This window comes from Serratia sp. JUb9 (assembly GCF_014298095.1).
GTDB classification, from domain to species: domain Bacteria; phylum Pseudomonadota; class Gammaproteobacteria; order Enterobacterales; family Enterobacteriaceae; genus Serratia_B; species Serratia_B rhizosphaerae.
In genome coordinates this window covers 325,212-348,432 of record NZ_CP060416.1, presented here as the reverse complement: position 1 = coordinate 348,432, position 23,221 = coordinate 325,212, and the positions used below count along the sequence as shown (strand labels likewise).

The following is a 23,221-nucleotide window of genomic DNA, read 5'->3' as shown; positions in this document are numbered from 1 at the left end:
GATTATTTCTTGATCGGTTTACGCGGACCCTTACGGGTACGTGCGTTGGTCTTAGTACGCTGACCGCGAACTGGCAGACCACGACGATGGCGCAAACCACGATATGTACCAAGATCCATCAGACGCTTGATGCTCAGGGTAACTTCACGGCGCAGATCACCTTCAACAGTGTATTTGGCGACAGCTTCACGCAGCTGTTCAATCTGCTCTTCAGACAGCTCACTGATCTTAACATTTTCAGCAATACCAGTCGCAGCACAGATAGCCTGTGAGCGGGTTTTGCCGATACCGAAGATCGACGTTAAGGCGATTACGGTATGTTTATGATCAGGAATGTTAATGCCTGCTATACGGGCCACTATGCACTCCTACTTATTTTTACGGCAACACCATTCTGAAAAGCCCGTTTTCAGGATACTCAAATAATGTTGCAGTTACATACAAAAGATTGGCTGGCTAATCTAGCCAGCTCAACCCAACTTTGCAAGAAAAATATGCGAGATAATCAGCCTTGACGCTGTTTATGCTTCGGCTCGGCGCTGCAAATCACACGAACGACACCGTTACGCTTAACGATTTTGCAGTTACGACATAATTTCTTGACGGAAGCACGAACTTTCATTTTTACTCTCCGTAACTTCTCAAACAAAACCCGACTAGCGGTTATAGCCTTTCAGGTTTGCTTTCTTCAATGCAGACTCGTACTGACTTGACATCATCAGAGTTTGCACTTGAGCCATAAAGTCCATGATGACGACAACCACGATCAGTAGCGAGGTACCACCAAAGTAGAATGGTACTTTCATTGCATCACGCATGAACTCCGGGATCAGGCAGATGAAAGTAATGTACATCGCGCCCACCAGGGTTAAACGCGTCATTACTTTATCGATGTACTTCGCCGTTTGCTCTCCCGGACGAATTCCTGGTACGAAGGCACCGGACTTCTTCAGGTTATCTGCTGTTTCACGCGGGTTGAAAACCAACGCCGTGTAGAAGAAACAGAAGAAGATGATTGCAGACGCATAGAGTAACACATAAAGCGGCTGTCCAGGCTGCAAATACATCGAAATTGTTGTCAGCCAGTTCCAACCGGTACCACCCCCGAACCAGGATGCAATCGTGGCCGGGAACAGGATAATGCTGGAAGCGAAGATCGCCGGGATAACACCCGCCATGTTCACTTTCAACGGTAAGTGTGTACTCTGTGCTGCATAAACGCGACGACCCTGTTGACGCTTCGCATAGTTAACGACGATACGACGTTGACCACGCTCCATGAAGACGACAAAGAAGGTCACTGCAAACACCAATACTGCAACCAGCAGCAACAGGAGGAAGTGCAGGTCGCCTTGCCGGGCTTGCTCGATAGTATGACCAATTGCCGGCGGTAAGCCCGCTACAATACCCGCGAAGATAATGATCGAGATACCGTTGCCGATACCGCGTTCAGTAATCTGCTCACCCAGCCACATCAGGAACATCGTCCCGGTCACCAGGCTCACAACCGCAGTAAAGTAGAACGCAAAGCCTGGATTAATCACCAGGCCTTGCATACCAGGCATATTCGGTAGACCGGTAGCAATACCGATCGACTGGAATATGGCCAATACCAGCGTGCCGTAGCGGGTATACTGGCTAATCTTGCGACGGCCAGCCTCCCCTTCTTTCTTTATTTCTGCCAACGCCGGATGAACCACCGTCAACAGCTGGATAATGATCGACGCCGAAATATACGGCATGATCCCCAGCGCAAAGATAGAAGCACGGCTGAGGGCACCACCAGAGAACATGTTAAACATTTCAATGATAGTGCCTCTCTGCTGTTCGAGCAATTTGGCAAGCACAGTGGCATCGATACCAGGAATCGGAATGAAAGAGCCGATACGGAAGACAATCAGCGCGCCGATAACAAACAAAAGTCTGCGCTTCAGCTCGCCGAGCCCACCTTTAGCACTTTGAAAATCTAATCCTGGTTGCTTAGCCATCAGCTCACTTATTCCTCAATTTTACCGCCAGCAGCCTCGATAGCAGCACGAGCGCCTTTGGTGACACGCAGACCACGCAGGGTAACCGGACGAGCGATTTCGCCAGAAAGCATAACTTTCACGAATTCGATCTGGGTACCAACAACGTTAGCGGCTTTCAGCGTGTTCAGGTCGATGACATCGCCTTCAATCAGAGCCAGTTCAGACAGACGTACTTCTGCCGTGATCATCGCTTTGCGTGAAGTAAAGCCGAATTTCGGCAAACGACGGTACAGAGGCATCTGACCACCTTCGAAACCACGACGTACGCCACCGCCAGAACGAGACTTCTGACCTTTGTGACCACGGCCGCCGGTTTTACCCAGGCCAGAACCAATACCACGACCTACACGCTTCGGCGCATGCTTGGCACCTTCAGCCGGAGACAGAGTATTTAAACGCATCTGTTACTCCTCAACTTTAACCATGTAGGAAACCAGGTTGATCATACCGCGTACAGCAGGAGTATCCTCGCGCTCTACGGTGTGACCAATACGACGCAGACCCAAGCCCAGCAGAGTAGCTTTATGCTTCGGCAGACGGCCAATGGCGCTGCGAATTTGTGTAACTTTAATAGTCTTAGCCATGGTCAATTACCCCAGAATGTCTGCAACGGATTTACCACGCTTGGCAGCGACCATTTCAGGAGACTTCATATTTGCCAGAGCATCAATAGTTGCACGAACCACGTTGATCGGGTTGGTGGAACCATAAGCTTTAGCCAATACGTTGTGTACCCCTGCGACTTCCAGAACGGCGCGCATTGCACCACCGGCGATGATACCGGTACCTTCTGAAGCCGGCTGCATGAACACACGAGAACCCGTGTGAACACCTTTAACAGGGTGCTGCAGGGTGCCGCTGTTCAGCGCGACATTCATCATGTTGCGACGGGCTTTTTCCATCGCTTTCTGGATCGCTGCCGGAACTTCGCGTGCTTTGCCGTAGCCAAAACCAACGCGACCGTTACCATCACCAACGACAGTCAGTGCGGTAAAGCTGAAAATACGGCCACCTTTTACGGTTTTAGATACGCGGTTTACCGCGATCAGCTTTTCCTGCAGTTCGCCAGCTTGTTTTTCGATGTGAGCCATCTTAAACCTCTTCCTTAGAACTGAAGGCCAGCTTCACGGGCAGCATCTGCCAGTGCCTGGACTCGACCATGATATTGGAAACCGGAACGGTCAAAGGAAACATCTTTGATGCCTTTTTCCAACGCGCGCTCAGCGATAGCTTTACCTACTGCTGCTGCTGCGTCTTTGTTACCGGAATACTTCAGTTGCTCAGTGATAGCTTTTTCTACAGTAGAAGCGGCTACCAGAACTTCAGAACCGTTTGATGCAATGACCTGTGCGTAAATGTGACGCGGGGTACGATGTACCACCAGGCGAGTTGCACCCAGTTCTTTGAGCTTGCGGCGTGCGCGGGTCGCACGACGGATACGAGCAGATTTCTTATCCATAGTGTTACCTTACTTCTTCTTAGCCTCTTTGGTACGCACGACTTCGTCGGCGTAACGGACACCCTTGCCTTTGTAAGGCTCAGGACGACGGTAGGCACGCAGCTCTGCAGCAACCTGGCCAATTACCTGCTTATCAGCGCCTTTCAGCACGATTTCAGTTTGGCTTGGGCATTCAGCAGTAATACCTGCTGGCAGCTGATGGTCAACCGGATGTGAGAAACCTAATGACAGGTTAATAACATTGCCTTTAACCGCTGCGCGATAACCAACACCTACCAGTTGAAGCTTCTTGGTGAAGCCTTCGGTAACACCGATAACCATTGCGTTCAGCAGAGCGCGCGTGGTGCCCGCCTGGGCCCAAGCGTTCGCAAAACCTTCGCGCGGAGCGAAAGTCAGTGCGTTTTCTTCTTGCTTAACGATAACGGCATCGTGGACTGTACGAGTCAGCTCGCCGTTTTTACCCTTAATCGAAATAACCTGACCGTTGAGTTTTACCTCTACGCCGGCAGGAATGACGACGGGTGCTTTTGCAACACGAGACATTCTTTCCTCCCGAATTAAGCTACGTAGCAGATAATCTCGCCACCCAGACCAGCCTGGCGAGCTGCACGATCGGTCATAACACCTTTAGAGGTAGAAACGACAGCGATACCCAAACCGGCCATAACTTTTGGCAGCTCATCTTTTTTCTTATAGATGCGCAGACCTGGACGGCTGATACGCTGAATGCTTTCTACCACAGCTTTGCCCTGGAAGTACTTCAGTACCAGTTCCAGAACAGGCTTGGCGTCGCCTTCGATTTTGAAATCTTCAATAAAACCTTCTTCCTTCAGCACGTTGGCAATTGCCACTTTCAGCTTGGAGGAAGGCATGGTGACCGCAACTTTGTTCGCGGCTTGACCGTTACGGATACGGGTCAGCATATCCGCGATCGGATCTTGCATGCTCATCTGTCTTTACTCCCGTGATTCAATTGGTGACAATTACCAGCTAGCCTTTTTCAAGCCTGGTACTTCACCGCGCATGGCGGCTTCACGCAGCTTAATACGGCTCAACCCGAATTTGCCCACATAACCATGTGGACGGCCAGTTTGGCGGCAGCGGTTACGCTGACGAGACGGGCTGGAATCACGCGGCAGAGTTTGCAGCTTGAGAACAGCGTTCCAACGATCTTCATCGGACGCGTTCACATCAGAGATGATAGCTTTCAGTTCAGCGCGTTTAGCAAAGAACTTGTCAGCTAATTTCACGCGCTTTACTTCGCGTGCTTTCATTGATTGCTTAGCCATAAGTCAACCCTGCCTTACTTGCGGAACGGGAAGTTAAAAGCAGCCAACAGTGCGCGGCCTTCATCATCAGAGTTCGCAGTCGTGGTGATGGTAATATCCAGACCACGTACGCGATCGACTTTATCGTAGTCGATCTCTGGGAAGATGATTTGCTCACGCACACCCATGCTGTAGTTGCCACGGCCATCGAATGACTTGGCGGACAGGCCACGGAAGTCACGGATACGTGGAACAGCAATGGAAATCAGACGCTCAAAGAACTCCCACATGCGTTCGCCACGCAGAGTTACTTTGCAGCCGATTGGATAGCCCTGACGGATTTTGAAGCCTGCAACAGATTTGCGAGCTTTGGTGATCAACGGCTTTTGGCCGGAGATTGCTGTCAGGTCAGCTGCTGCGTTGTCCAGCAGTTTCTTGTCAGCGATCGCTTCACCAACACCCATGTTCAGGGTGATCTTCTCGACCCGAGGGACTTGCATGACAGAATTGTAGTTAAACTGAGACATCAGTTGTTTAACTACCTCGTCTTTGTAGTAATCATGCAGTTTCGCCATCGTATTACTCCAAATTACTTGATAGTTTCGCTGTTAGACTTGAAGAAACGGACTTTTTTGCCGTCTTCGAATCTAAAGCCTACACGGTCAGCCTTACCGGTTGCCGCGTTGAAGATAGCAACGTTAGAAACCTGAATTGCAGCTTCTTTTTCAACGATGCCGCCTGGTTGGTTCAGAGCCGGAACCGGCTTCTGGTGTTTCTTAACCAGGTTGATACCTTCAACAATGACCTTACCAGCAGACAGGACATTTTTTACTTTACCGCGTTTACCTTTGTCTTTCCCGGTAAGCACGATAACTTCGTCATCACGACGGATTTTCGCTGCCATGGTTCGCTCCTTAGAGTACTTCTGGTGCCAGAGAGATAATTTTCATGAACTTCTCATTACGCAGTTCACGAGTTACCGGCCCAAAAATACGCGTACCGATAGGTTGCTCGCTGTTATTGTTCAAAATAACGCATGCATTTCCATCGAAGCGAATGACAGAACCGTCCGGGCGACGTACACCCTTCTTGGTGCGCACCACTACCGCCTTCAGCACATCGCCTTTCTTCACCTTACCACGTGGAATTGCTTCCTTGATGGTAATCTTGATGATATCGCCGACGCCTGCGTAGCGACGGTGCGAGCCACCTAGAACCTTGATACACATTACGCGACGAGCACCGGAGTTATCGGCGACGTTCAGCATAGTCTGTTCTTGGATCATTTTAGTGCTCCGCTAATGTCAACTACTACTTTAAAGACCTAAGAAATTTAGGTCGTTGAAAAGCCCCATAACTGAGGGCGCAGCATTATAACACCGCTTCCTTAGGATGGGTAGAAAAAATAAACGGCTCATTTTCTGAGCCGTTTATCAAGTGAGAGCCAGCTACTCTATTACAGAATCGCTTTCTCTACAACGCGAACCAACGTCCAGGACTTAGTCTTAGACAGTGGGCGGCATTCGCGGATTTCTACCACGTCGCCAGCGCCACATTCGTTGTTCTCGTCATGTACGTGCAATTTAGTCGTACGCTTGATGAATTTCCCGTAGATTGGGTGCTTCACGAAACGTTCGATAGCAACAACGATGGATTTCTCCATTTTATCGCTAACAACACGACCCTGCAGAGTACGGATTTTATCGGTCATTACGCACCCGCCTTCTCAGTCAGTAAAGTCTTAACGCGTGCGACATCACGACGCACTTGTTTCAACAGGTGAGTTTGTTGCAGCTGGCCACTCGCCGCTTGCATGCGCAAGTTGAATTGCTCACGCAGCAGGTTGAGCAGCTCAGTGTTCAGCTCTTCAACGCTTTTTTCACGCAGCTCTTGTGCTTTCATTACATCACCGTCTTGGTTACAAAGGTGGTTTTGATCGGCAGTTTCGCTGCTGCCAGCTTGAATGCCTCACGGGCCAGCTCTTCAGGCACACCGTCCATTTCGTACAGGACTTTACCAGGTTGGATCAGAGCAACCCAGTACTCTACGTTACCCTTACCTTTACCCATACGGACTTCCAGCGGCTTCTCGGTAATTGGTTTGTCCGGGAATACACGGATCCAGATTTTACCTTGACGCTTAACTGCACGAGTCATTGCACGACGTGCTGCTTCGATTTGACGAGCAGTCAGACGGCCACGGCCAACAGCTTTCAGACCGAAAGTGCCGAAGCTAACATCCGTACCTTGCGCCAGACCACGGTTGCGGCCCTTGTGCACCTTACGGAATTTTGTACGCTTTGGTTGTAACATCAGCGACTCTCCTTACTTGCGGCCTTTACGCTGCTGCTTTTTAGGTTGAGCAGCCGGTTCCGGTTGTTCAACTGCAGCCATACCACCCAGGATCTCACCTTTGAAGATCCATACCTTAACGCCAATTACACCGTAAGTGGTGTGCGCTTCGGACGTGTTGTAGTCGATGTCCGCACGCAGAGTGTGCAATGGAACACGACCTTCGCGGTACCATTCGGTACGTGCGATTTCAGCACCGCCAAGACGGCCGCTTACTTCAACTTTGATGCCTTTAGCGCCCAGACGCATTGCGTTCTGTACAGCACGCTTCATAGCACGACGGAACATCACGCGACGTTCCAGCTGAGAAGTGATGCTGTCAGCAACCAATTTAGCGTCCAGTTCCGGTTTACGGACTTCGGCGATGTTGATCTGTGCAGGAACGCCAGCGATGTCCGCTACGACCTTGCGCAGTTTTTCTACGTCTTCACCTTTCTTACCGATAACGATACCCGGGCGAGCAGTGTGAATGGTTACACGAATGCTTTTAGCCGGACGCTCGATAACGATACGAGATACGGACGCTTTAGCCAGTTCCTTAGTCAGGAATTGGCGAACTTTAAAGTCGCTGTCCAGGTTGTCAGCGAATTCTTTGGTATTCGCATACCAGGTAGAGTTCCAAGGTTTGACAATACCCAGGCGAATACCATTAGGATGTACTTTCTGACCCATTGCTAGTCTCCAGAGTCTCAGCGATCGGACACAACCACAGTAATGTGGCTGGTGCGCTTCAGGATGCGATCTGCACGACCTTTCGCACGCGGCATAATGCGCTTCATGCTTGGGCCTTCATCTACGAAGATTTTCGTAACTTTCAGATCATCGATGTCAGCGCCATCGTTGTGTTCTGCGTTAGCAATGGCAGACTCCAGTACTTTTTTAACCAGACCAGCAGCTTTCTTGTTGGTGTAGGTCAAAGTTTCCAGAGCTTGCGACACTTTCTTACCGCGGATCAGGTCAGCAACAAGGCGAACCTTCTGAGCAGAAGAACGAGCGTGGCGATGTTTAGCGATAGTTTCCATCTCTTCCTCCTACCTTAGCGCTTTTTAGCTTTTTTATCAGCCGCATGGCCGCGATAAGTACGAGTCGGCGCGAATTCACCCAGTTTGTGACCGACCATTTCATCGGAAACGAATACTGGTACGTGCTGACGACCATTATGGACAGCGATGGTCAAACCGATCATGTTAGGAAAGATCGTTGAACGACGGGACCAAGTGCGCAAAGGCTTCTTGTCACCGCTTTCCACCGCTTTCTCTACCTTCTTCAGCAAGTGCAGGTCAATAAAAGGACCTTTCTTGAGAGAACGTGGCATGGCTTATCCTCTAATTATTTTTTGCTACGGCGACGTACGATGAACTTATCAGTACGCTTGTTGCTACGGGTCTTCTTACCTTTGGTCTGAACGCCCCACGGAGAAACCGGGTGCTTACCAAAGTTACGACCTTCACCACCACCGTGCGGGTGATCTACCGGGTTCATCGCCGTACCGCGAACGGTAGGACGAACACCACGCCAACGTGCAGCACCTGCTTTACCCAGGACGCGCAGCATGTGTTCTGAGTTACCGACTTCACCCAGGGTGGCGCGGCAATCTGCAGGAACTTTACGCATTTCGCCAGAGCGCAGACGCAGAGTTACGTAGGAACCATCACGAGCAACGATCTGAACGTAGGCACCGGCAGAACGCGCCATCTGGCCGCCTTTACCTGGTTTCATTTCTACGTTGTGAACCGTTGAACCAACTGGGATGTTGCGCATTGGCAGGGCGTTGCCCACTTTGATCGCAGCATCAACACCAGATTGGATCTGGTCACCAGCTTTCAGGCCTTTCGGCGCCAGGATGTAACGGCGTTCGCCGTCTTTGTACAGAACCAGCGCGATGTTCGCGGAACGGTTCGGATCGTACTCCAGACGCTCAACCACTGCAGACACGCCGTCTTTGTTGCGTTTGAAGTCAACCAGACGATAGTGTTGCTTGTGGCCACCACCGATATGACGGGTGGTGATACGGCCATTGTTGTTACGACCACCGCTTTTGCTCAGTTTTTCCAGCAGCGGGGCATAAGGTTTACCCTTGTGCAGCTCAGGGTTAACCACTTTAACAACGTGGCGACGACCCGGAGATGTAGGTTTACATTTAACAATTGCCATTGTTCTTACTCCTCCGACTTACTCTGCGCCGCTGATGAAGTCCAGATTCTGGCCTTCTTTCAGGGTGACGTAAGCTTTTTTCCAGTCGCTACGACGACCGATACGCTGACCGTGACGCTTCACTTTCCCTTTAACTACCAGGGTGCTCACGTCTTTGACTTCGACTTCAAACAGTTTCTGCACTGCAGCTTTGATTTCTGCTTTGGTCGCGTCTTTGGCAACTTTGAGTACGATGGTGTTTGATTTTTCCATCGCTGCAGATGCTTTCTCAGATACGTGCGGTGCACGCAGCACTTTCAGCAAACGTTCTTCACGGATCATGCCAGCATCTCCTCAACTTGCTTCACAGCATCAGCAGTCATAACCACTTTGTCGAAGGCGATCAGGCTAACTGGATCGATACCTGCTACATCGCGCACGTCAACCTTGTACAGGTTACGAGCAGCCAGGAACAGATTTTCATCGACTTCGCCGGTTACAATCAGCACGTCTTCCAGGGCCATATCTTTCAGTTTCTGTGCCAGCAGCTTAGTTTTAGGCGCTTCAACAGAGAACTTTTCGACAACGATCAGACGATCTTGACGTACCAGTTCGGACAGGATGCTTTTCAGCGCGCCGCGGTACATCTTTTTGTTAACTTTCTGACTGTGGTCTTGTGGCTTCGCAGCGAAGGTCACACCACCGGAACGCCAGATCGGGCTCTTAACAGAACCTGAACGCGCACGGCCAGTACCTTTCTGGCGCCACGGTTTCTTACCGGAACCGGTCACTTCAGCACGGGTCTTCTGAGCACGGGTACCTTGACGGGCACCTGCTGCATAAGCAACAACAACCTGGTGTACCAGCGCTTCGTTGAAATCACGACCGAAGGTAGTTTCGGAAACAGTCAGCGCGCTTTGCGCGTCTTTCAATACTAATTCCATTGCTATCCCCTTACGCCTTCACAGCTGGTTTAACGATCAGGTTGCCACCGGTTGCACCCGGAACAGCACCTTTTACCAGCAGCAGGTTGCGCTCAGCGTCAACACGTACTACGTCCAGGCTCTGAACGGTTACGCGTTCGTCACCCAGGTGGCCTGCCATTTTCTTGCCTTTGAACACTTTGCCCGGAGTCTGGTTCTGACCGATAGAACCCGGAACGCGGTGAGACAAGGAGTTGCCGTGGGTAGCGTCTTGGGTACGGAAGTTCCAGCGCTTAACAGTGCCAGCAAAACCTTTACCTTTAGAAGTACCGGTTACGTCAACTTTTTTAACATCAGCGAAGATTTCTACGCTAATTTCCTGACCTGCAGTGTATTCCTGACCTTCTTCCAGGCGGAATTCCCACAGACCACGGCCAGCTTCAACGCCAGCTTTAGCGAAATGGCCAGCTTCAGGCTTGGTCACACGGTTCGCTTTTTTGCTACCGGTGGTGACCTGAATGGCACTGTATCCGTCGTTATCCAGGCTCTTAACCTGAGTTACGCGGTTCGCTTCAATTTCGATTACGGTTACTGGGATGGAAACGCCTTCTTCAGTGAAGATGCGAGTCATGCCCACTTTTTTACCGACTAAACCAATCATTGTTTCAACCTCTCAATCGCTCAATGACCTGATTAACCCAGGCTGATCTGCACGTCTACACCGGCAGCCAGATCCAGACGCATCAGAGCATCAACGGTTTTCTCGGTTGGCTCAACGATGTCAACCAGACGCTTGTGAGTACGGATTTCGTACTGATCGCGCGCATCTTTGTTGACGTGCGGAGAGATCAGAACGGTAAAACGCTCTTTGCGGGTCGGCAGCGGGATCGGACCACGGACTTGCGCACCAGTGCGCTTAGCAGTCTCGACGATTTCCGCGGTTGATTGATCGATCAGACGATGATCAAACGCTTTCAGGCGGATACGGATTCTTTGGTTCTGCATGAGACCAGAGCTCCAATTATTTTATAAACGTAAATAATTACTCCTCACACCCATTTCGATTGATGGGGGAGTGTAATCGTCAACATATAACTCCCATATCGGGAGTATTGTTCGAAAGGCACAAAAGGCTGCCGATCGACTGATTCGCTAAAATCAGGCTACCAAGATTAGGTAAGCCCGCGCATTATACGCAAAATGGGCGCTAAAGCAAGACGCAGATGAAAATATGCGCAGAATATCGGCGCTTTCATATCATGAGGCAGGGATTGATATAAGCGGAAACAACGTGGCGAGGACTCCCCTGCCCTGCCGGCAACCAGGCTGCCGGCGGTTCAGTAAGAAGCGGTGAATCACGTCAGTCTTTACGCTCCAGCACCTGAGCCTGCGCGTAATTCTGAATGCCCAGACGCTGGATAAGGTCCAGCTCGGTTTCCAGCCAGTCGATATGTTCTTCTTCATCCGCCAAAATCTCGATCATCAGATCGCGACTGACGTAGTCATGGATGGAGTCGGCGTAAGCGATACCCTCACGCAAATTCTTGGCGCCATCCAGTTCCAAGGCCAAGTCCGATCGCAGCATCTCCTCAATATCTTCGCCGATATTGAGCTTGCCGAGATCTTGTAAATTCGGGATGCCTTCCAGAAACAGAATACGCTCGATATAGCGATCGGCGTGCTTCATTTCATCGATGGACTCGTGATATTCCTTGTCATTGAGGCGCATTAAACCCCAATTCTTGAACATGCGGGCGTGTAGGAAGTATTGATTGATGGCAACCAACTCGTTGCCGAGCAGTTTATTGAGATGCGCAATGATCTTTTTATCGCCTTTCATAAGGTATTCCTCCTGACCAGTTCTAAAAGTGTAGAACCTGTGCGTCAAGAGTCAAAAAATGACCTTACCTTCTGTTAGGCAACTTCATGCATATGAATAATGGCTGCGCGTTCCTCCACCATAATCTGGCGTGCCTGACGAATGCATTTCCCGCAATCACTACCAATCGGCACAAGGTCTCGCAGCTGCTTCATGGTATGGGGGTTGTGCTGACGTACCGCTTTACGAATCGCTTTGTCAGTCACGGCATTACACAGACATACGTACATAGGAGACTCACTTCTTAACCTTTGAGTAAGTCTAAATAAGAATGCTTTTTATTTCAATTAAGATTTGCACAAATTGTATAAAAAAAGGGCACCGAAGTGCCCTCTTTATTGTGTTGATAAATTATCAGCGATTAAGCGATAACTTTAGCAACAACACCCGCGCCTACGGTACGGCCGCCTTCACGGATTGCGAAACGCAGACCGTCGTCCATCGCGATTGGGTGAATCAGGGTTACTACCATGTTCACGTTGTCGCCTGGCATTACCATCTCTACGCCTTCTGGCAGTTCGATGGTACCGGTCACGTCAGTTGTACGGAAGTAGAACTGTGGACGGTAGCCTTTGAAGAACGGAGTATGACGGCCGCCTTCGTCTTTGGACAGAATGTACACTTCAGATTCGAACTGGGTGTGCGGCTTGATTGAACCTGGCTTCGCCAGTACCTGACCACGTTCGATTTCTTCACGCTTGATACCACGCAGCAGAACACCTACGTTCTCACCAGCACGGCCTTCGTCCAGCAGTTTGCGGAACATTTCTACGCCAGTACAGGTAGACTTAACGGTGTCTTTGATACCAACGATTTCAACTTCTTCACCGACTTTGATGATACCGCGCTCTACACGACCGGTAACAACGGTACCACGACCGGAGATGGAGAAGACGTCTTCGATTGGCAGCAGGAACGGCTTGTCTACAGCACGCTCTGGCTCTGGGATGTAGCTGTCCAGCGCTTCTGCCAGCTCAACAATCTTCGCTTCCCACTCGGCTTCGCCTTCCAGCGCTTTCAGCGCGGAACCACGGATTACCGGCAGGTCGTCGCCAGGGAAATCGTAAGCAGACAGCAGTTCGCGAACTTCCATCTCTACCAGTTCCAGCAGCTCTTCATCATCTACCATGTCGCATTTGTTCATGAATACGATGATGTAAGGTACGCCTACCTGGCGACCCAGCAGGATGTGCTCACGGGTCTGAGGCATTGGGCCGTCAGTCGCTGCTACTACCAGGATTGCGCCGTCCATCTGCGCTGCACCGGTGATCATGTTTTTCACGTAGTCGGCGTGCCCTGGGCAGTCAACGTGCGCGTAGTGACGAGTCGGGGTGTCATACTCAACGTGAGAAGTGTTGATGGTGATACCACGAGCTTTTTCTTCTGGCGCGTTATCGATCTGGTCGAAAGCGCGAGCAGCACCGCCGTAGGTTTTAGACAGTACGGTAGTGATTGCAGCAGTCAGGGTAGTTTTACCGTGGTCAACGTGGCCGATAGTACCAACGTTAACGTGCGGTTTTGTACGTTCAAATTTTTCTTTAGACACGGCTATATTCCTTACTATAGCGCTCTCCCCCATCAGGAGAGAGCACGGGACTTTGGTTTTAACCCTAAGGCTTATTTACCACGGGCTTCAATAACGGCCTGAGCAACGTTGTTCGGCGCATCATCATACTTCAGGAATTCCATGCTGTATGATGCACGACCTTTGGTCAGAGAACGCAGCTGAGTTGCATATCCGAACATTTCGGACAGCGGTACTTCAGCGTGGATCTTAACGCCAGTTGCTTCAGATTCCTGACCGCGCAGCATACCACGACGACGGCTCAGGTCACCGATGACGTCACCAGTGTTCTCTTCAGGCGTTTCCACTTCAACCTTCATGATAGGCTCAAGCAGAACTGGGCTTGCTTTCTTAAAGCCATCTTTAAAGGCAATGGAAGCGGCCAGTTTAAACGCCAGTTCAGAGGAGTCAACGTCGTGGTAAGAACCGAAGTGCAGACGCACGCCGAGATCTACTACTGGGTAACCAGCCAGCGGACCAGCTTTCAGCTGCTCCTGGATGCCTTTATCAACGGCAGGGATGTATTCGGTCGGAATTACACCACCTTTGATGTCGTTGATGAACTCGTAACCTTTCGGGTTAGAGCCCGGCTCCAGCGGGTACATGTCGAACACAACGTGACCGTACTGACCACGACCACCAGACTGCTTGGCGTGCTTACCTTCGATATCGGTAACTTTGGCGCGAATCGCTTCACGATAAGCAACCTGTGGTTTACCGACGTTCGCTTCAACGTTGAACTCACGCTTCATACGGTCAACGATGATGTCGAGGTGCAGCTCGCCCATACCAGCGATGATGGTCTGGTTAGATTCTTCATCAGTCCATACGCGGAATGACGGGTCTTCTTTAGCCAGACGGCCCAGAGCCAGACCCATTTTTTCCTGGTCAGACTTGGTTTTCGGTTCAACGGCGATGGAGATTACCGGCTCAGGGAATTCCATACGCTCCAGAATGATCGGCGCATCTGGATCACACAGGGTATCACCAGTAGTTACGTCTTTCAGACCGATAGCCGCGGCGATGTCGCCCGCGCGAACTTCTTTGATCTCTTCACGTTTGTTGGAGTGCATCTGTACGATACGGCCGAAACGCTCACGTGCAGCTTTCACGGAGTTCAGCACGGTATCGCCGGAGTTAACCACACCGGAGTAAACGCGGAAGAATGTCAGGTTACCCACGAACGGGTCGGTAGCGATTTTGAACGCCAGAGCAGCAAACGGCTCGTTGTCATCAGCGTGACGCTCAGCCGGGGTATCTTTACCGTCGTCCAGCATACCGTTGATCGCAGGAACATCGATTGGAGACGGCAGGTAATCGACCACCGCATCCAGCATCGCCTGAACACCTTTGTTCTTAAATGCAGAACCACAGGTTACCAGGATGATTTCGTTGTTCAGCACGCGCTGACGCAGTGCAGACTTGATCTCTTCCTCGGTCAGCTCGTCGCCGCCCAGGTATTTTTCCATCAGCTCTTCAGATGCTTCAGCTGCGGATTCGATCAGGTTCTGGTGCCATTCGTTAGCCAGTTCGACCATATCGGCAGGGATATCTTCGTATTCGAAGGTTACGCCCGCGTCAGCGTCGCTCCAGTTGATGGCTTTCATTTTCACCAGGTCAACAACGCCGGTGAATGCTTCTTCAGCACCGATAGCCAGCTGCAGTGGAACTGGAGTTGCGCCCAGACGAGTTTTGATCTGGTCAACAACTTTCAGGAAGTTCGCACCCATACGGTCCATTTTGTTAACGAACGCGATACGTGGAACTTTATATTTGTTAGCCTGACGCCATACGGTTTCAGACTGTGGCTGAACACCACCAACAGCACAGTAAACCATCACTGCGCCATCCAACACACGCATGGAACGTTCTACTTCGATGGTGAAGTCAACGTGCCCTGGGGTATCGATGATGTTTACGCGGTGCGGTTCGTACTGCTTGGCCATACCAGACCAGAAAGCAGTGGTCGCTGCAGAAGTGATGGTAATACCACGCTCCTGCTCCTGTTCCATCCAGTCCATGGTGGCAGCGCCGTCATGAACTTCACCGAGTTTATGGTTTACACCGGTGTAGAACAGGATACGTTCGGTAGTGGTGGTTTTACCGGCGTCGATGTGTGCACTGATACCGATGTTGCGGTAGCGTGCAATAGGTGTTGTACGAGCCATTTGATTCCTCTATTGCCTTAGGCGTTCAAGTTCAGTTAACCCAAGCGGGTGAGCCTCTTGAAGCGCCCGCTTGGTTAGCATAACTACAGCGTGGTGATTACCAGCGGTAGTGCGCGAACGCCTTGTTGGCTTCGGCCATGCGGTGAACGTCTTCACGCTTCTTAACAGCAGAACCTTTGTTCTCTGCTGCGTCAGACAGTTCATTCGCCAGGCGCAGAGCCATGGATTTATCACCGCGTTTACGAGCAGCATCAACGATCCAGCGCATTGCCAGAGCATTGCGACGAACCGGACGAACTTCAACTGGTACTTGGTAAGTAGAACCACCAACGCGGCGCGACTTAACTTCGACAGTCGGGCGAACGTTGTCCAGAGCTACTTCAAAAGCTTCCAGGTGATCTTTACCAGAACGCTGAGCCAGGGTCTCCAGCGCGGTATAGACGATTGCTTCTGCGGTAGATTTTTTACCGTCTACCATCAGGATATTTACAAATTTGGCCAGCAGCTCAGATCCGAACTTAGGATCTGGCAGAATTTTACGTTGGCCGATTACGCGACGACGTGGCATGGAAATACTCCGTTGTTAATTCAGGATTGTCCAAAACTCTACGAGTTTATTTTGACATTAAAGTTAAAACGTTTGGCCTTACTTAACGGAGAACCATTAAGCCTTTGGCTTCTTCACGCCGTACTTGGAACGAGCTTGCTTACGGTCTTTAACACCGGAGCAGTCAAGTGCGCCGCGAACGGTGTGGTAACGCACACCTGGCAAGTCTTTAACACGACCGCCACGGATCAGGATCACGGAGTGCTCCTGCAGGTTGTGACCTTCACCACCGATGTAGGAAGTCACTTCGAAACCGTTGGTCAAACGCACACGGCATACTTTACGCAGTGCGGAGTTTGGTTTTTTAGGTGTGGTGGTATATACGCGGGTACATACGCCACGTTTTTGCGGGCAGGCTTCCAGCGCTGGAACGTTGCTTTTAGCAGCCTTCACAGAGCGTGGTTTGCGAACCAGCTGGTTAATTGTTGCCATTAAAAAAGCTCCTGGTTTTTGCTTCGTACTAGCTTCGTAAACATGTGATAAATCCCCTCGTATGCACTATTGGCAAAGTACGAGGACGCAGAATTTTATTGCCGACCCGAAGAGGTGTCAAGAAATATACAGCATCGTCGTCATTACCACGCCATTTGGCTGCGATGCATTGTGGTTAATTCAACGAAGTGATTATAGTCAATGACGGTGACTTTGTGTGAAATATGACCACCCAGCCCCCGCGCCTCCAGGTCATTGCGCAGCGCATAAAGAGAGATGGGGGCGGCAAGCAGTAAATCAAGGTGAGCGCCGGCCAGCGCGGCCAGCACGCCGTCCTGCAGCAGCAGCAGCGCATCGCCGGGCGACGCCTGACGCAGCAGCGTCGGCAGATCGCACTGCGCAGGGGAACGGCTCAGGGTAAACAGCATCGGGACATTCCTAAAAAGTCATCACCACGTCGAAGGCGGCCAGTTTTTGTCGCAGGGCTTCAGGCGCCAGCACTTCGGCCTCCAGCACCCAATTTTCCACCTGTGCCAGACCGCGCGCCTGCAGCGACGCCTCACACAGATAACATTGCTCAACGTCATACAACGGCAAAACGCCGAACGTTGCGATGTAGTTGCGCCCCAGCACCGTTTCCGGCTGCTGGCCCGGCAGCAGCTGCAGCACGCCGTCTCCGATAAAAAACACGCCCAGATCTTCGCTCAGCGCCGACGTGGCGAGCAAGGCATCAAGCCCTTCCCGCCCGGAGGCGCTACCGTGCGGTGCCTGGGTAAAAACAAAGGCCACTCGTTTCATCGTCATCTCTTAAAACTGTACCATGCGGTCGCAGCCAAGCGCGGCTTCCGCCAGCGCGCCCAGCCCGCTGAGCGTAAAGCCAGGCTGCAGATTCGCCGCCGCCAGCCCCTGCTCACGCGCCTCATGTTCGTCGGTAACGCCACGGCGCAACGCCGCCGCCACGCAGACGTTCAGCACGACGTTATGCTGCTGCGCCAGCTCGGCCCAGGCGCGCACCAGATCGAACTCATCACTGGCCGGCGACGTCAGCCGGTTGGCATTCAGCACCCCTTCGCGGTAGAAAAACACGCTGTTCAGCCGGTGTCCGGCCTCAATCAGCGCCAGCGCGAACTGATAGGCGCTGCTGGCCTGTTGCGTACCGTAGGCCGGCCCGGTGACTAACAGGCAGTAATTCAGCATCACCGTTCATTACCCAGCAGGTCGCCGCTTTTAAACTGGCGGATATACAAATACACGGTGTGTTTGGAGATATTCAGCCGGTCAGCCACCTGGTTGATGGCGTCCTTGATATCAAAAATCCCCTTCTCGTACAGGTTCAATACCACCTGCCGGTTTTTGACGTTGTTTGACACGTTGCGGTCGGCGTTCACCTCTTCAATGGTGAACTCCAGCGTCTGCGCCACCAGATCGTCCACCGACGAGGCGAAGTTCACCGACGAGGCGATTTCCTGGGTTTCCGGCGGCATAAAGCTTTGCATCACCTGAGAGAACGGCACGTCAAGGTTCATATTGATGCACAGCAGGCCGATCACGCGCTGCTCGCGATTGCGAATGGCGATGGTGACGGATTTCATCAGCACGCCGCTTTTGGCGCGGGTGAAATAGGCCTTGGACACGCTGCTGTCGTCGCCGGCCATATCGTGCAGCATACGCAGCGCCAAATCAGTAATCGGCGAACCAATCTGCCGGCCGGTATGCTCACCGTTGGCGATACGCACCGCAGAGCATTTCAAATCTTCCAGCGAGTGCAGCACGATCTCGCAGTGCGAGCCGATCAGCATCGCCAGACCATCGACCACCGCCTCATAAGATTTCAGGATTTCATAATCCGTCTGGTTAAACGGACGCTCATTGAGCAAATCAAGCTCGCCGGCTTCGCTGGATAAAAGCGAATTAGACATCGAAGATACCACCCTCATAAATCGTCTGTGCCAGGGGGCGCAGCTAAAACAGCTCGTATTGATCGAAAACAGTTTTAGATACACGCCCTAAGGGGCAGACGCATGACATAATTGTCTGAATCCGATCCCGGTCGGCACGACCGAAACCAAACCCTTTCATTTTCGCGTGGTATTGACGTTAAGCTCATGCCCGGCAGGCGTCAAGTGATCAGGCCGAGGAGGAAGATAAAGTTGTGGCAAGATTGGCAAGGATGGCGGGGAAGTAAACGAAAACCGCCGCGACATCATCGCGGCGGTGGCGCACAGGATTCGCTTATTTAGCTTTCGCTTTAGCGTCCGCAGCGGCAGGTTTTTCTGCTTTGGCGTCAGCTTTCGGCGTGGCTTTCACGTCCAGCAGCTCAACGTCGAACACCAGGGTGGAGTTAGCCGGGATGCCAGGAACGCCGGTTTTACCGTAAGCCAGCGCCGGTGGGATAACCAGCTTGATTTTACCGCCCTTCTTGATGTGCTTCAGACCTTCGGTCCAGCCAGGGATAACGCCGTCCAGACGGAACGACAGCGGCTCGCCGCGGGTGTAAGAGTTATCAAACTCTTTACCGTCGATCAGGGTGCCCTTGTAGTTCACCACCACGGTGTCGCTGTCTTTTGGCGCATTGCCGGTACCTGGTTTCTCTACCTGATACAGCAGGCCGGATTCCGTTTTCTTCACGCCTTTTTCTTTGGCGAAGGTGTCACGGTATTTCGCGCCTTTCTCTTCGTTTTCTTTCGCGTCCTGCTCCATCTTCGCCTGAGCGGAAGACTTCACGCGCGCTTCAAAGCCCTGCAGGGTTTTCTCAATATCTGCGTCATTCAGCTTGCTCTTGTTGGCGAAAGCGTCCTGAACGCCGGCGATCAGCTGGTCTTTATCCAGTTTGATACCCAGTTTCTCTTGCTCTTTGAGAGAGTTGTCCATGTAACGGCCCAGGGACGCGCCCAGCGCGTAAGCCGCTTGTTCGTCATCGTTCTTGAATTTGCCGGTGCTTGGCGCCGCGGCGGCATCAGCAGGTTTTGCCGCATCGGCGGCCATAGCCTGAGTCGCATTCAAAGCAAAAGCCATGGTGGTTGCCAGAAGCGTGACTTTAAACAAAGATTTCATCCATTTCTCCAGTGTCTGAAGCGGTGCCCCAAACAATCATTAAGTAAGATAACCGGGCTACTATAGCGGGCTGCAAGAAAACAAGACAGTCGCACAGGTAACCAATCGAGTCAAAGTGTGACTTCGTATTCAAAGAGAAGTTTCCTCTCATTTTTACCCGCATGATAAATCAGACTTTTCTTGACCCGCTGCGGCGCCATGGCATAAAGCCGCCCCGCCATGTACGCTTTTACCCCCCGCCTCAGGTAAATAGCACAGCGCAAAACGCGCTGCAGCTGTTACCATAACGCCAGCAATCAAGATTTAACAGTGTCAGAGGTCACGCCATGCACAACGCCGGCAATGAAAGCCTGTTACAACGGCTGGAAGAGTTGGAAAGCCGTCAGGCTTTTCAGGAAGTCACCATCGAAGAATTGAACCAGACGGTTGTTCAACAGCAGTTGGAGCTGCTGAAAATGCGTGAGCACCTGCATCTGCTCACCGATAAACTGCGCGCCGCGCAGCCTTCCATGATCGCCTCGCAATCGGAAGAAACGCCGCCTCCCCACTATTAACCGCTGCGCCGCAGGAGCATAAAAAAAGGCCGCCGAAGCGACCTTTTCCTGCAGCGTGCTGCGCTTAGTGGCAGCCGCAACCGCCGTTGCCACAGCCGCCTTTTTTCTCTTCAGCGTGATCGTGACCATGGTCGTGGTCGTGACCGCCGCAGCAGCCGTCGCCGTGCTCGTGGTGATGATCGTGCTCACCGTGAACGTGGCCGTGAGCCAGTTCTTCCGGCGTTGCTTCACGGATAGCCACCACTTCAACGTTGAAGTTCAGGTTCTGGCCCGCCAGCATGTGGTTGCCGTCAACCACCACGTGGTCGCCGTCCACTTCGGTAATTTCAACCGGAACCGGGCCCTGATCGGTATCAGCCAGGAAACGCATGCCAACCTGCAGTTCGTCAACGCCCATGAAAACGTCTTTTGGTACGCGCTGCACCAGGTTTTCATCATAGTTGCCGTAGGCTTCGTTAGCGCCAACGTGAACGTCGAAACGATCGCCCACCGCATGGCCTTCGAGCGCTTTTTCCAGACCTGCAATCAGAGAACCATGCCCGTGCAGATAGTCCAGCGGTGCACTCACCGGAGACTCATCAACCAAAACACCGTCTTCTGTACGTACTTGGTAAGCCAGGCTGACTACCGAGTCTTTTGCTACTTTCATGATATCTCCTACCGTTGGATACTTTCAGCTGCGCCAGCCTGGGCCGACAGCAACTCTAACGGGTAGATTGTAACGGAAATCTACTCCGCTGTACCCTCCAGCATAAAAAATCGCGGCAAACAACGCTATTCCGGATGGAAAATACCGATCACCTGCTCCTGCGGACGCACGTGTTTTTCCACCTGTTGTTCCGTCTGACGCTGATGATGGCCGCACTTCACGCACTCCACCACCTCAACCTGATCTTCGCGCCAGACGGCCAGCGTATCCATCGCATTACAGCTCGGGCAAACCGCACCGGCGATAAAACGCTTACGTGTTACAGACATGCTTATTGCTCCCACTTATTCATATTCATCCCAGCCGTCAAACTGGCGGCTCTCTTTTTGCATCTCGCGGTGGAACAGCTCTTCCAGCTCGCGCCGCGCCTCTTTCATGCGGGAAATCTGCGTCACATCCCCCTGATGCGGCGGCATCAATTCGCGCAGCATACGCATATCCAGCCGGCGGAAGTGCTGCTGGGCGCGAAACGCCTGATGCGGGTGCATCCCCAGCGTCATCAGCGTTTTTCGCCCCAGTTCCAGGGCGCTGGAGAAGGTCTCGCGGCTGAAATACTGCACGCCGGCCTGCAGCAGCTCATGCGCCTCCACGCGGCCACGGGCGCGTGCCAGTATCGACAGGTTAGGAAAGTGCTGCTGGCAAAGGTGCACAATCGCCAAGGTATCTTCCGGATCGCTGCAGGCGATGACGATCGATTTCGCCTTCTCCGCGCCGGCGGCGCGCAGCAGCTCCAGCTCGGTGGCGTCACCGAAATACACTTTGTAGCCATAGCGGCGCAGCATGCTAACGGCGCTGACATCACGCTCCAGCACGGTAATCCGCATTTTATTGGCCATCAGCAAGCGGCCGATTACCTGCCCAAAGCGTCCGAATCCGGCGATAATCACCTGCGGTTCATCATCTTCGACGTACGGCGTCTCCTCAACGTCGTCACGGGCGTTATAGCGGCGGGCCAAAATGCGGTCGATAGCCTGCATCAGCAGCGGCGTAGTCATCATCGACAGCGTGACGATTACCAGCAGCAGCGCCAGCTGGTCGCTCTGCAGCACCTTTTGCGTCGCCGCCGCCGAAAACAGCACGAACGCAAATTCGCCGCCCTGGCTCAGCACGCCGGAAAATTGCAGCCGCACCGAACGGCGCAGGCCAAAGATGCGCGCCAGCGCGTACAGCACGCCGTATTTCACCGCCACCAGCAGCAGCACGCCGACAATCACCTCAACCAGATGGGTATAGAGTACGCCGATATTCAACGCCATGCCGACGGAAATAAAGAACAGCCCCAGCAGCAGCCCTTTAAACGGCTCGATGGCGATCTCCAGCTCATGGCGATATTCACTTTCCGCCAGCAGCACGCCGGCGATAAAGGTGCCGAGCGCCATCGACAGCCCCAGCGCATCCATGAACAGCGCCGCCCCCAACACCACCAGCAGGGCGGCGGCGGTAAAGATTTCCCGCACGCCGGAGGCCGCAATATAGCGGAACAGCGGCCGCAGCAGGTAACGACCGCCCAGCAGCATCCCGCCGAACGCCGCCACCTTGATAGCGATTCTGGCCCAGTCGTCGCTGCCGCTGCCGCCTGCCAGAATAGGGATCAGCGCCAGCGCCGGGATCACCGCCATATCCTGGAACAGCAGCACCGAAAACCCCAGCTGGCCGCCTTCATGGCGATTCATGCCCTTTTCACGCATCAGCTGCAGCGCCATCGCCGTTGAAGACATCGCCAGGCCGATGCCGCCGATCACCGCCGCCTGCCAGGCGAAGTGGCTGAAGTACAGCAGCGCTCCCAAAATGGCGGCGCTGATCGCCACCTGGCCGGCGCCCACGCCGAAAATCGAGCGCCGCAGCGCCCACAGTTTGGACGGGTTCAGTTCCAGACCGATGATAAACATCAGGAATACCACGCCCAGCTCAGAGAAGTGCAGAATCTCGTCGACGTCGCGGATAAAGCCCAGCCCCCAGGGGCCGATGGCGATACCGGCAATCAGATAGCCCAGCACCGCGCCAATCCCCAGACGGCGGGCGATCGGCACCGTTACCACCGCGGCGAACAGAAACAGCAGCCCGGCAGTCAGTAATGCGGAACCTTCCAT

Annotated in this window: 39 protein-coding genes; 1 reads left to right on the top strand and 38 read right to left on the bottom strand. The window is 52.6% G+C overall.

From position 1 onward, the window contains the following. Window positions 1–2: 2 nt before the first annotated feature. From rpsM to fkpA, 35 genes are all read right to left on the bottom strand, one after another. The gene (gene rpsM / locus HF675_RS01665; RefSeq protein ID WP_105232880.1) at window positions 3–359 is read right to left on the bottom strand and encodes a 30S ribosomal protein S13; all 357 of its coding nucleotides are present in this window, start codon (window positions 357–359) and stop codon (window positions 3–5) included. 146 nt (window positions 360–505) lie between these two features. Next, window positions 506–622 carry a 50S ribosomal protein L36 gene (gene rpmJ / locus HF675_RS01660; RefSeq protein ID WP_002227352.1) on the bottom strand — a complete coding sequence of 39 codons (117 nt, stop codon included), beginning with the start codon at window positions 620–622 and terminating at the stop codon, window positions 506–508. Window positions 623–656: 34 nt separating this feature from the next. Continuing rightward, window positions 657–1,988, bottom strand: a complete 1,332-nt coding sequence (gene secY / locus HF675_RS01655; protein ID WP_015962137.1) for a preprotein translocase subunit SecY — start codon at window positions 1,986–1,988, stop codon at window positions 657–659. Window positions 1,989–1,996: 8 nt separating this feature from the next. Then, entirely contained in the window at window positions 1,997–2,431 is a 435-nt protein-coding gene (rplO, locus tag HF675_RS01650; protein WP_015962138.1) for a 50S ribosomal protein L15, read from the bottom strand. Between the two features lie 3 nt (window positions 2,432–2,434). Further along, window positions 2,435–2,614: a 50S ribosomal protein L30 gene (gene rpmD, locus HF675_RS01645; protein WP_105232881.1), complete on the bottom strand. Its 180-nt coding sequence runs from the start codon at window positions 2,612–2,614 to the stop codon at window positions 2,435–2,437. Between the two features lie 6 nt (window positions 2,615–2,620). Further along, entirely contained in the window at window positions 2,621–3,121 is a 501-nt protein-coding gene (rpsE, locus tag HF675_RS01640) for a 30S ribosomal protein S5 (protein ID WP_015962139.1), read from the bottom strand. Between the two features lie 14 nt (window positions 3,122–3,135). Beyond that, window positions 3,136–3,489, bottom strand: coding sequence for a 50S ribosomal protein L18 (gene rplR, locus HF675_RS01635; protein WP_095846806.1), 354 nt, complete (start codon window positions 3,487–3,489; stop codon window positions 3,136–3,138). A 9-nt stretch (window positions 3,490–3,498) separates the two neighbouring features. Further along, the gene (rplF, locus tag HF675_RS01630; RefSeq protein ID WP_105232882.1) at window positions 3,499–4,032 is read right to left on the bottom strand and encodes a 50S ribosomal protein L6; all 534 of its coding nucleotides are present in this window, start codon (window positions 4,030–4,032) and stop codon (window positions 3,499–3,501) included. A 14-nt stretch (window positions 4,033–4,046) separates the two neighbouring features. After that, the gene (rpsH, locus tag HF675_RS01625; RefSeq protein ID WP_004929753.1) at window positions 4,047–4,439 is read right to left on the bottom strand and encodes a 30S ribosomal protein S8; all 393 of its coding nucleotides are present in this window, start codon (window positions 4,437–4,439) and stop codon (window positions 4,047–4,049) included. A 33-nt stretch (window positions 4,440–4,472) separates the two neighbouring features. Further along, the gene (gene rpsN / locus HF675_RS01620; RefSeq protein WP_004956173.1) at window positions 4,473–4,778 is read right to left on the bottom strand and encodes a 30S ribosomal protein S14; all 306 of its coding nucleotides are present in this window, start codon (window positions 4,776–4,778) and stop codon (window positions 4,473–4,475) included. A 14-nt stretch (window positions 4,779–4,792) separates the two neighbouring features. Next, window positions 4,793–5,332 (bottom strand): 50S ribosomal protein L5, encoded by a 540-nt coding sequence (gene rplE, locus HF675_RS01615; RefSeq protein ID WP_105232883.1) that lies wholly within the window; start codon window positions 5,330–5,332, stop codon window positions 4,793–4,795. Window positions 5,333–5,346: 14 nt separating this feature from the next. Further along, on the bottom strand, window positions 5,347–5,661 hold the full coding sequence (rplX, locus tag HF675_RS01610; protein WP_015962142.1) for a 50S ribosomal protein L24: 315 nt from the start codon (window positions 5,659–5,661) through the stop codon (window positions 5,347–5,349). A 10-nt stretch (window positions 5,662–5,671) separates the two neighbouring features. Next, complete coding sequence (gene rplN / locus HF675_RS01605) at window positions 5,672–6,043, bottom strand: 50S ribosomal protein L14 (RefSeq protein WP_000613954.1); 372 nt, start codon at window positions 6,041–6,043, stop codon at window positions 5,672–5,674. Between the two features lie 170 nt (window positions 6,044–6,213). Further along, on the bottom strand, window positions 6,214–6,468 hold the full coding sequence (gene rpsQ, locus HF675_RS01600) for a 30S ribosomal protein S17 (RefSeq protein WP_015962143.1): 255 nt from the start codon (window positions 6,466–6,468) through the stop codon (window positions 6,214–6,216). Next, entirely contained in the window at window positions 6,468–6,659 is a 192-nt protein-coding gene (gene rpmC, locus HF675_RS01595; protein ID WP_015962144.1) for a 50S ribosomal protein L29, read from the bottom strand. Before rpmC ends, rpsQ begins: the two co-directional genes overlap by 1 nt. Continuing rightward, window positions 6,659–7,069, bottom strand: coding sequence for a 50S ribosomal protein L16 (rplP, locus tag HF675_RS01590; RefSeq protein ID WP_002438716.1), 411 nt, complete (start codon window positions 7,067–7,069; stop codon window positions 6,659–6,661). Before rplP ends, rpmC begins: the two co-directional genes overlap by 1 nt. A gap of 12 nt (window positions 7,070–7,081) precedes the next feature. Continuing rightward, entirely contained in the window at window positions 7,082–7,780 is a 699-nt protein-coding gene (rpsC, locus tag HF675_RS01585; protein WP_004956187.1) for a 30S ribosomal protein S3, read from the bottom strand. 17 nt (window positions 7,781–7,797) lie between these two features. Further along, the gene (gene rplV, locus HF675_RS01580; protein WP_002223844.1) at window positions 7,798–8,130 is read right to left on the bottom strand and encodes a 50S ribosomal protein L22; all 333 of its coding nucleotides are present in this window, start codon (window positions 8,128–8,130) and stop codon (window positions 7,798–7,800) included. A gap of 14 nt (window positions 8,131–8,144) precedes the next feature. Beyond that, a complete protein-coding gene (gene rpsS / locus HF675_RS01575; RefSeq protein ID WP_004929772.1) occupies window positions 8,145–8,423 on the bottom strand; it encodes a 30S ribosomal protein S19 in 279 nt (92 codons plus the stop codon). Between the two features lie 14 nt (window positions 8,424–8,437). Then, window positions 8,438–9,262, bottom strand: a complete 825-nt coding sequence (gene rplB / locus HF675_RS01570; RefSeq protein ID WP_015962147.1) for a 50S ribosomal protein L2 — start codon at window positions 9,260–9,262, stop codon at window positions 8,438–8,440. A gap of 18 nt (window positions 9,263–9,280) precedes the next feature. Next, window positions 9,281–9,583 carry a 50S ribosomal protein L23 gene (gene rplW, locus HF675_RS01565; protein ID WP_015962148.1) on the bottom strand — a complete coding sequence of 101 codons (303 nt, stop codon included), beginning with the start codon at window positions 9,581–9,583 and terminating at the stop codon, window positions 9,281–9,283. Beyond that, a complete protein-coding gene (gene rplD / locus HF675_RS01560) occupies window positions 9,580–10,185 on the bottom strand; it encodes a 50S ribosomal protein L4 (protein ID WP_004956192.1) in 606 nt (201 codons plus the stop codon). Before rplD ends, rplW begins: the two co-directional genes overlap by 4 nt. A 10-nt stretch (window positions 10,186–10,195) precedes the next feature. Continuing rightward, window positions 10,196–10,825 (bottom strand): 50S ribosomal protein L3, encoded by a 630-nt coding sequence (rplC, locus tag HF675_RS01555; RefSeq protein WP_015962149.1) that lies wholly within the window; start codon window positions 10,823–10,825, stop codon window positions 10,196–10,198. A 32-nt stretch (window positions 10,826–10,857) separates the two neighbouring features. Further along, window positions 10,858–11,169 carry a 30S ribosomal protein S10 gene (gene rpsJ / locus HF675_RS01550; protein ID WP_001181005.1) on the bottom strand — a complete coding sequence of 104 codons (312 nt, stop codon included), beginning with the start codon at window positions 11,167–11,169 and terminating at the stop codon, window positions 10,858–10,860. Window positions 11,170–11,524: 355 nt separating this feature from the next. After that, window positions 11,525–12,004, bottom strand: coding sequence for a bacterioferritin (gene bfr / locus HF675_RS01545; RefSeq protein WP_105232884.1), 480 nt, complete (start codon window positions 12,002–12,004; stop codon window positions 11,525–11,527). Window positions 12,005–12,078: 74 nt separating this feature from the next. After that, window positions 12,079–12,273 (bottom strand): bacterioferritin-associated ferredoxin, encoded by a 195-nt coding sequence (bfd, locus tag HF675_RS01540; protein WP_015962151.1) that lies wholly within the window; start codon window positions 12,271–12,273, stop codon window positions 12,079–12,081. 131 nt (window positions 12,274–12,404) lie between these two features. Continuing rightward, window positions 12,405–13,589 (bottom strand): elongation factor Tu, encoded by a 1,185-nt coding sequence (gene tuf / locus HF675_RS01535; protein ID WP_105229426.1) that lies wholly within the window; start codon window positions 13,587–13,589, stop codon window positions 12,405–12,407. Between the two features lie 71 nt (window positions 13,590–13,660). Then, window positions 13,661–15,775 (bottom strand): elongation factor G, encoded by a 2,115-nt coding sequence (fusA, locus tag HF675_RS01530; RefSeq protein ID WP_105232885.1) that lies wholly within the window; start codon window positions 15,773–15,775, stop codon window positions 13,661–13,663. A 97-nt stretch (window positions 15,776–15,872) separates the two neighbouring features. Then, entirely contained in the window at window positions 15,873–16,343 is a 471-nt protein-coding gene (rpsG, locus tag HF675_RS01525) for a 30S ribosomal protein S7 (protein ID WP_004956203.1), read from the bottom strand. 96 nt (window positions 16,344–16,439) lie between these two features. Beyond that, a complete protein-coding gene (rpsL, locus tag HF675_RS01520; RefSeq protein ID WP_004930426.1) occupies window positions 16,440–16,814 on the bottom strand; it encodes a 30S ribosomal protein S12 in 375 nt (124 codons plus the stop codon). Window positions 16,815–16,957: 143 nt separating this feature from the next. Continuing rightward, entirely contained in the window at window positions 16,958–17,242 is a 285-nt protein-coding gene (gene tusB, locus HF675_RS01515) for a sulfurtransferase complex subunit TusB (protein WP_105232886.1), read from the bottom strand. 10 nt (window positions 17,243–17,252) lie between these two features. Further along, window positions 17,253–17,618, bottom strand: coding sequence for a sulfurtransferase complex subunit TusC (gene tusC, locus HF675_RS01510; protein WP_172606321.1), 366 nt, complete (start codon window positions 17,616–17,618; stop codon window positions 17,253–17,255). A 3-nt stretch (window positions 17,619–17,621) separates the two neighbouring features. Continuing rightward, window positions 17,622–18,011, bottom strand: coding sequence for a sulfurtransferase complex subunit TusD (gene tusD, locus HF675_RS01505; RefSeq protein ID WP_105232888.1), 390 nt, complete (start codon window positions 18,009–18,011; stop codon window positions 17,622–17,624). Further along, entirely contained in the window at window positions 18,011–18,733 is a 723-nt protein-coding gene (locus HF675_RS01500) for a transcriptional regulator (RefSeq protein WP_172606322.1), read from the bottom strand. The genes tusD and HF675_RS01500 overlap by 1 nt, the downstream gene beginning before the upstream one ends. 313 nt (window positions 18,734–19,046) lie before the next feature. Further along, window positions 19,047–19,868 carry an FKBP-type peptidyl-prolyl cis-trans isomerase gene (gene fkpA / locus HF675_RS01495; protein ID WP_015962157.1) on the bottom strand — a complete coding sequence of 274 codons (822 nt, stop codon included), beginning with the start codon at window positions 19,866–19,868 and terminating at the stop codon, window positions 19,047–19,049. 326 nt (window positions 19,869–20,194) lie between these two features. Between fkpA and HF675_RS01490 the strand changes: the two genes are divergently transcribed. After that, on the top strand, window positions 20,195–20,422 hold the full coding sequence (locus HF675_RS01490; protein ID WP_015962158.1) for a SlyX family protein: 228 nt from the start codon (window positions 20,195–20,197) through the stop codon (window positions 20,420–20,422). Window positions 20,423–20,486: 64 nt separating this feature from the next. Here the strand turns inward: HF675_RS01490 and slyD are convergent, their stop codons facing one another. The 3 genes from slyD to kefB form a co-directional block, all read right to left on the bottom strand. Continuing rightward, window positions 20,487–21,071, bottom strand: coding sequence for a peptidylprolyl isomerase (slyD, locus tag HF675_RS01485; RefSeq protein WP_160029634.1), 585 nt, complete (start codon window positions 21,069–21,071; stop codon window positions 20,487–20,489). A gap of 125 nt (window positions 21,072–21,196) precedes the next feature. Next, the gene (locus HF675_RS01480; protein ID WP_105232890.1) at window positions 21,197–21,400 is read right to left on the bottom strand and encodes a YheV family putative zinc ribbon protein; all 204 of its coding nucleotides are present in this window, start codon (window positions 21,398–21,400) and stop codon (window positions 21,197–21,199) included. Window positions 21,401–21,415: 15 nt separating this feature from the next. Continuing rightward, window positions 21,416–23,221 carry a glutathione-regulated potassium-efflux system protein KefB gene (gene kefB / locus HF675_RS01475; RefSeq protein ID WP_105232891.1) on the bottom strand — a complete coding sequence of 602 codons (1,806 nt, stop codon included), beginning with the start codon at window positions 23,219–23,221 and terminating at the stop codon, window positions 21,416–21,418.

Bases quoted from the DNA above. Each gene is read 5' to 3' on its own strand.
- rpmJ (WP_002227352.1), bottom strand. From the start codon at position 622: ATGAAAGTTCGTGCTTCCGTCAAGAAATTATGTCGTAACTGCAAAATC.
- secY (WP_015962137.1), bottom strand. From the start codon at position 1,988: ATGGCTAAGCAACCAGGATTAGATTTTCAAAGTGCTAAAGGTGGGCTC.
- rplO (WP_015962138.1), bottom strand. From the start codon at position 2,431: ATGCGTTTAAATACTCTGTCTCCGGCTGAAGGTGCCAAGCATGCGCCG.
- rpmD (WP_105232881.1), bottom strand. From the start codon at position 2,614: ATGGCTAAGACTATTAAAGTTACACAAATTCGCAGCGCCATTGGCCGT.
- rpsE (WP_015962139.1), bottom strand. From the start codon at position 3,121: ATGGCTCACATCGAAAAACAAGCTGGCGAACTGCAGGAAAAGCTGATC.
- rplR (WP_095846806.1), bottom strand. From the start codon at position 3,489: ATGGATAAGAAATCTGCTCGTATCCGTCGTGCGACCCGCGCACGCCGC.
- rplF (WP_105232882.1), bottom strand. From the start codon at position 4,032: ATGTCTCGTGTTGCAAAAGCACCCGTCGTCATTCCTGCCGGCGTAGAG.
- rpsH (WP_004929753.1), bottom strand. From the start codon at position 4,439: ATGAGCATGCAAGATCCGATCGCGGATATGCTGACCCGTATCCGTAAC.
- rpsN (WP_004956173.1), bottom strand. From the start codon at position 4,778: ATGGCTAAGCAATCAATGAAAGCACGCGAAGTAAAGCGCGTGAAATTA.
- rplE (WP_105232883.1), bottom strand. From the start codon at position 5,332: ATGGCGAAACTGCATGATTACTACAAAGACGAGGTAGTTAAACAACTG.
- rplX (WP_015962142.1), bottom strand. From the start codon at position 5,661: ATGGCAGCGAAAATCCGTCGTGATGACGAAGTTATCGTGCTTACCGGG.
- rplN (WP_000613954.1), bottom strand. From the start codon at position 6,043: ATGATCCAAGAACAGACTATGCTGAACGTCGCCGATAACTCCGGTGCT.
- rpsQ (WP_015962143.1), bottom strand. From the start codon at position 6,468: ATGACCGATAAAATCCGTACTCTGCAGGGTCGTGTTGTTAGCGATAAA.
- rpmC (WP_015962144.1), bottom strand. From the start codon at position 6,659: ATGAAAGCACAAGAGCTGCGTGAAAAAAGCGTTGAAGAGCTGAACACT.
- rplP (WP_002438716.1), bottom strand. From the start codon at position 7,069: ATGTTACAACCAAAGCGTACAAAATTCCGTAAGGTGCACAAGGGCCGC.
- rpsC (WP_004956187.1), bottom strand. From the start codon at position 7,780: ATGGGTCAGAAAGTACATCCTAATGGTATTCGCCTGGGTATTGTCAAA.
- rplV (WP_002223844.1), bottom strand. From the start codon at position 8,130: ATGGAAACTATCGCTAAACATCGCCACGCTCGTTCTTCTGCTCAGAAG.
- rpsS (WP_004929772.1), bottom strand. From the start codon at position 8,423: ATGCCACGTTCTCTCAAGAAAGGTCCTTTTATTGACCTGCACTTGCTG.
- rplB (WP_015962147.1), bottom strand. From the start codon at position 9,262: ATGGCAATTGTTAAATGTAAACCTACATCTCCGGGTCGTCGCCACGTT.
- rplW (WP_015962148.1), bottom strand. From the start codon at position 9,583: ATGATCCGTGAAGAACGTTTGCTGAAAGTGCTGCGTGCACCGCACGTA.
- rplD (WP_004956192.1), bottom strand. From the start codon at position 10,185: ATGGAATTAGTATTGAAAGACGCGCAAAGCGCGCTGACTGTTTCCGAA.
- rplC (WP_015962149.1), bottom strand. From the start codon at position 10,825: ATGATTGGTTTAGTCGGTAAAAAAGTGGGCATGACTCGCATCTTCACT.
- rpsJ (WP_001181005.1), bottom strand. From the start codon at position 11,169: ATGCAGAACCAAAGAATCCGTATCCGCCTGAAAGCGTTTGATCATCGT.
- bfr (WP_105232884.1), bottom strand. From the start codon at position 12,004: ATGAAAGGCGATAAAAAGATCATTGCGCATCTCAATAAACTGCTCGGC.
- bfd (WP_015962151.1), bottom strand. From the start codon at position 12,273: ATGTACGTATGTCTGTGTAATGCCGTGACTGACAAAGCGATTCGTAAA.
- fusA (WP_105232885.1), bottom strand. From the start codon at position 15,775: ATGGCTCGTACAACACCTATTGCACGCTACCGCAACATCGGTATCAGT.
- rpsG (WP_004956203.1), bottom strand. From the start codon at position 16,343: ATGCCACGTCGTCGCGTAATCGGCCAACGTAAAATTCTGCCAGATCCT.
- rpsL (WP_004930426.1), bottom strand. From the start codon at position 16,814: ATGGCAACAATTAACCAGCTGGTTCGCAAACCACGCTCTGTGAAGGCT.
- tusB (WP_105232886.1), bottom strand. From the start codon at position 17,242: ATGCTGTTTACCCTGAGCCGTTCCCCTGCGCAGTGCGATCTGCCGACG.
- tusC (WP_172606321.1), bottom strand. From the start codon at position 17,618: ATGACGATGAAACGAGTGGCCTTTGTTTTTACCCAGGCACCGCACGGT.
- tusD (WP_105232888.1), bottom strand. From the start codon at position 18,011: ATGCTGAATTACTGCCTGTTAGTCACCGGGCCGGCCTACGGTACGCAA.
- HF675_RS01500 (WP_172606322.1), bottom strand. From the start codon at position 18,733: ATGTCTAATTCGCTTTTATCCAGCGAAGCCGGCGAGCTTGATTTGCTC.
- fkpA (WP_015962157.1), bottom strand. From the start codon at position 19,868: ATGAAATCTTTGTTTAAAGTCACGCTTCTGGCAACCACCATGGCTTTT.
- HF675_RS01490 (WP_015962158.1), top strand. From the start codon at position 20,195: ATGCACAACGCCGGCAATGAAAGCCTGTTACAACGGCTGGAAGAGTTG.
- slyD (WP_160029634.1), bottom strand. From the start codon at position 21,071: ATGAAAGTAGCAAAAGACTCGGTAGTCAGCCTGGCTTACCAAGTACGT.
- HF675_RS01480 (WP_105232890.1), bottom strand. From the start codon at position 21,400: ATGTCTGTAACACGTAAGCGTTTTATCGCCGGTGCGGTTTGCCCGAGC.
- kefB (WP_105232891.1), bottom strand. From the start codon at position 23,221: ATGGAAGGTTCCGCATTACTGACTGCCGGGCTGCTGTTTCTGTTCGCC.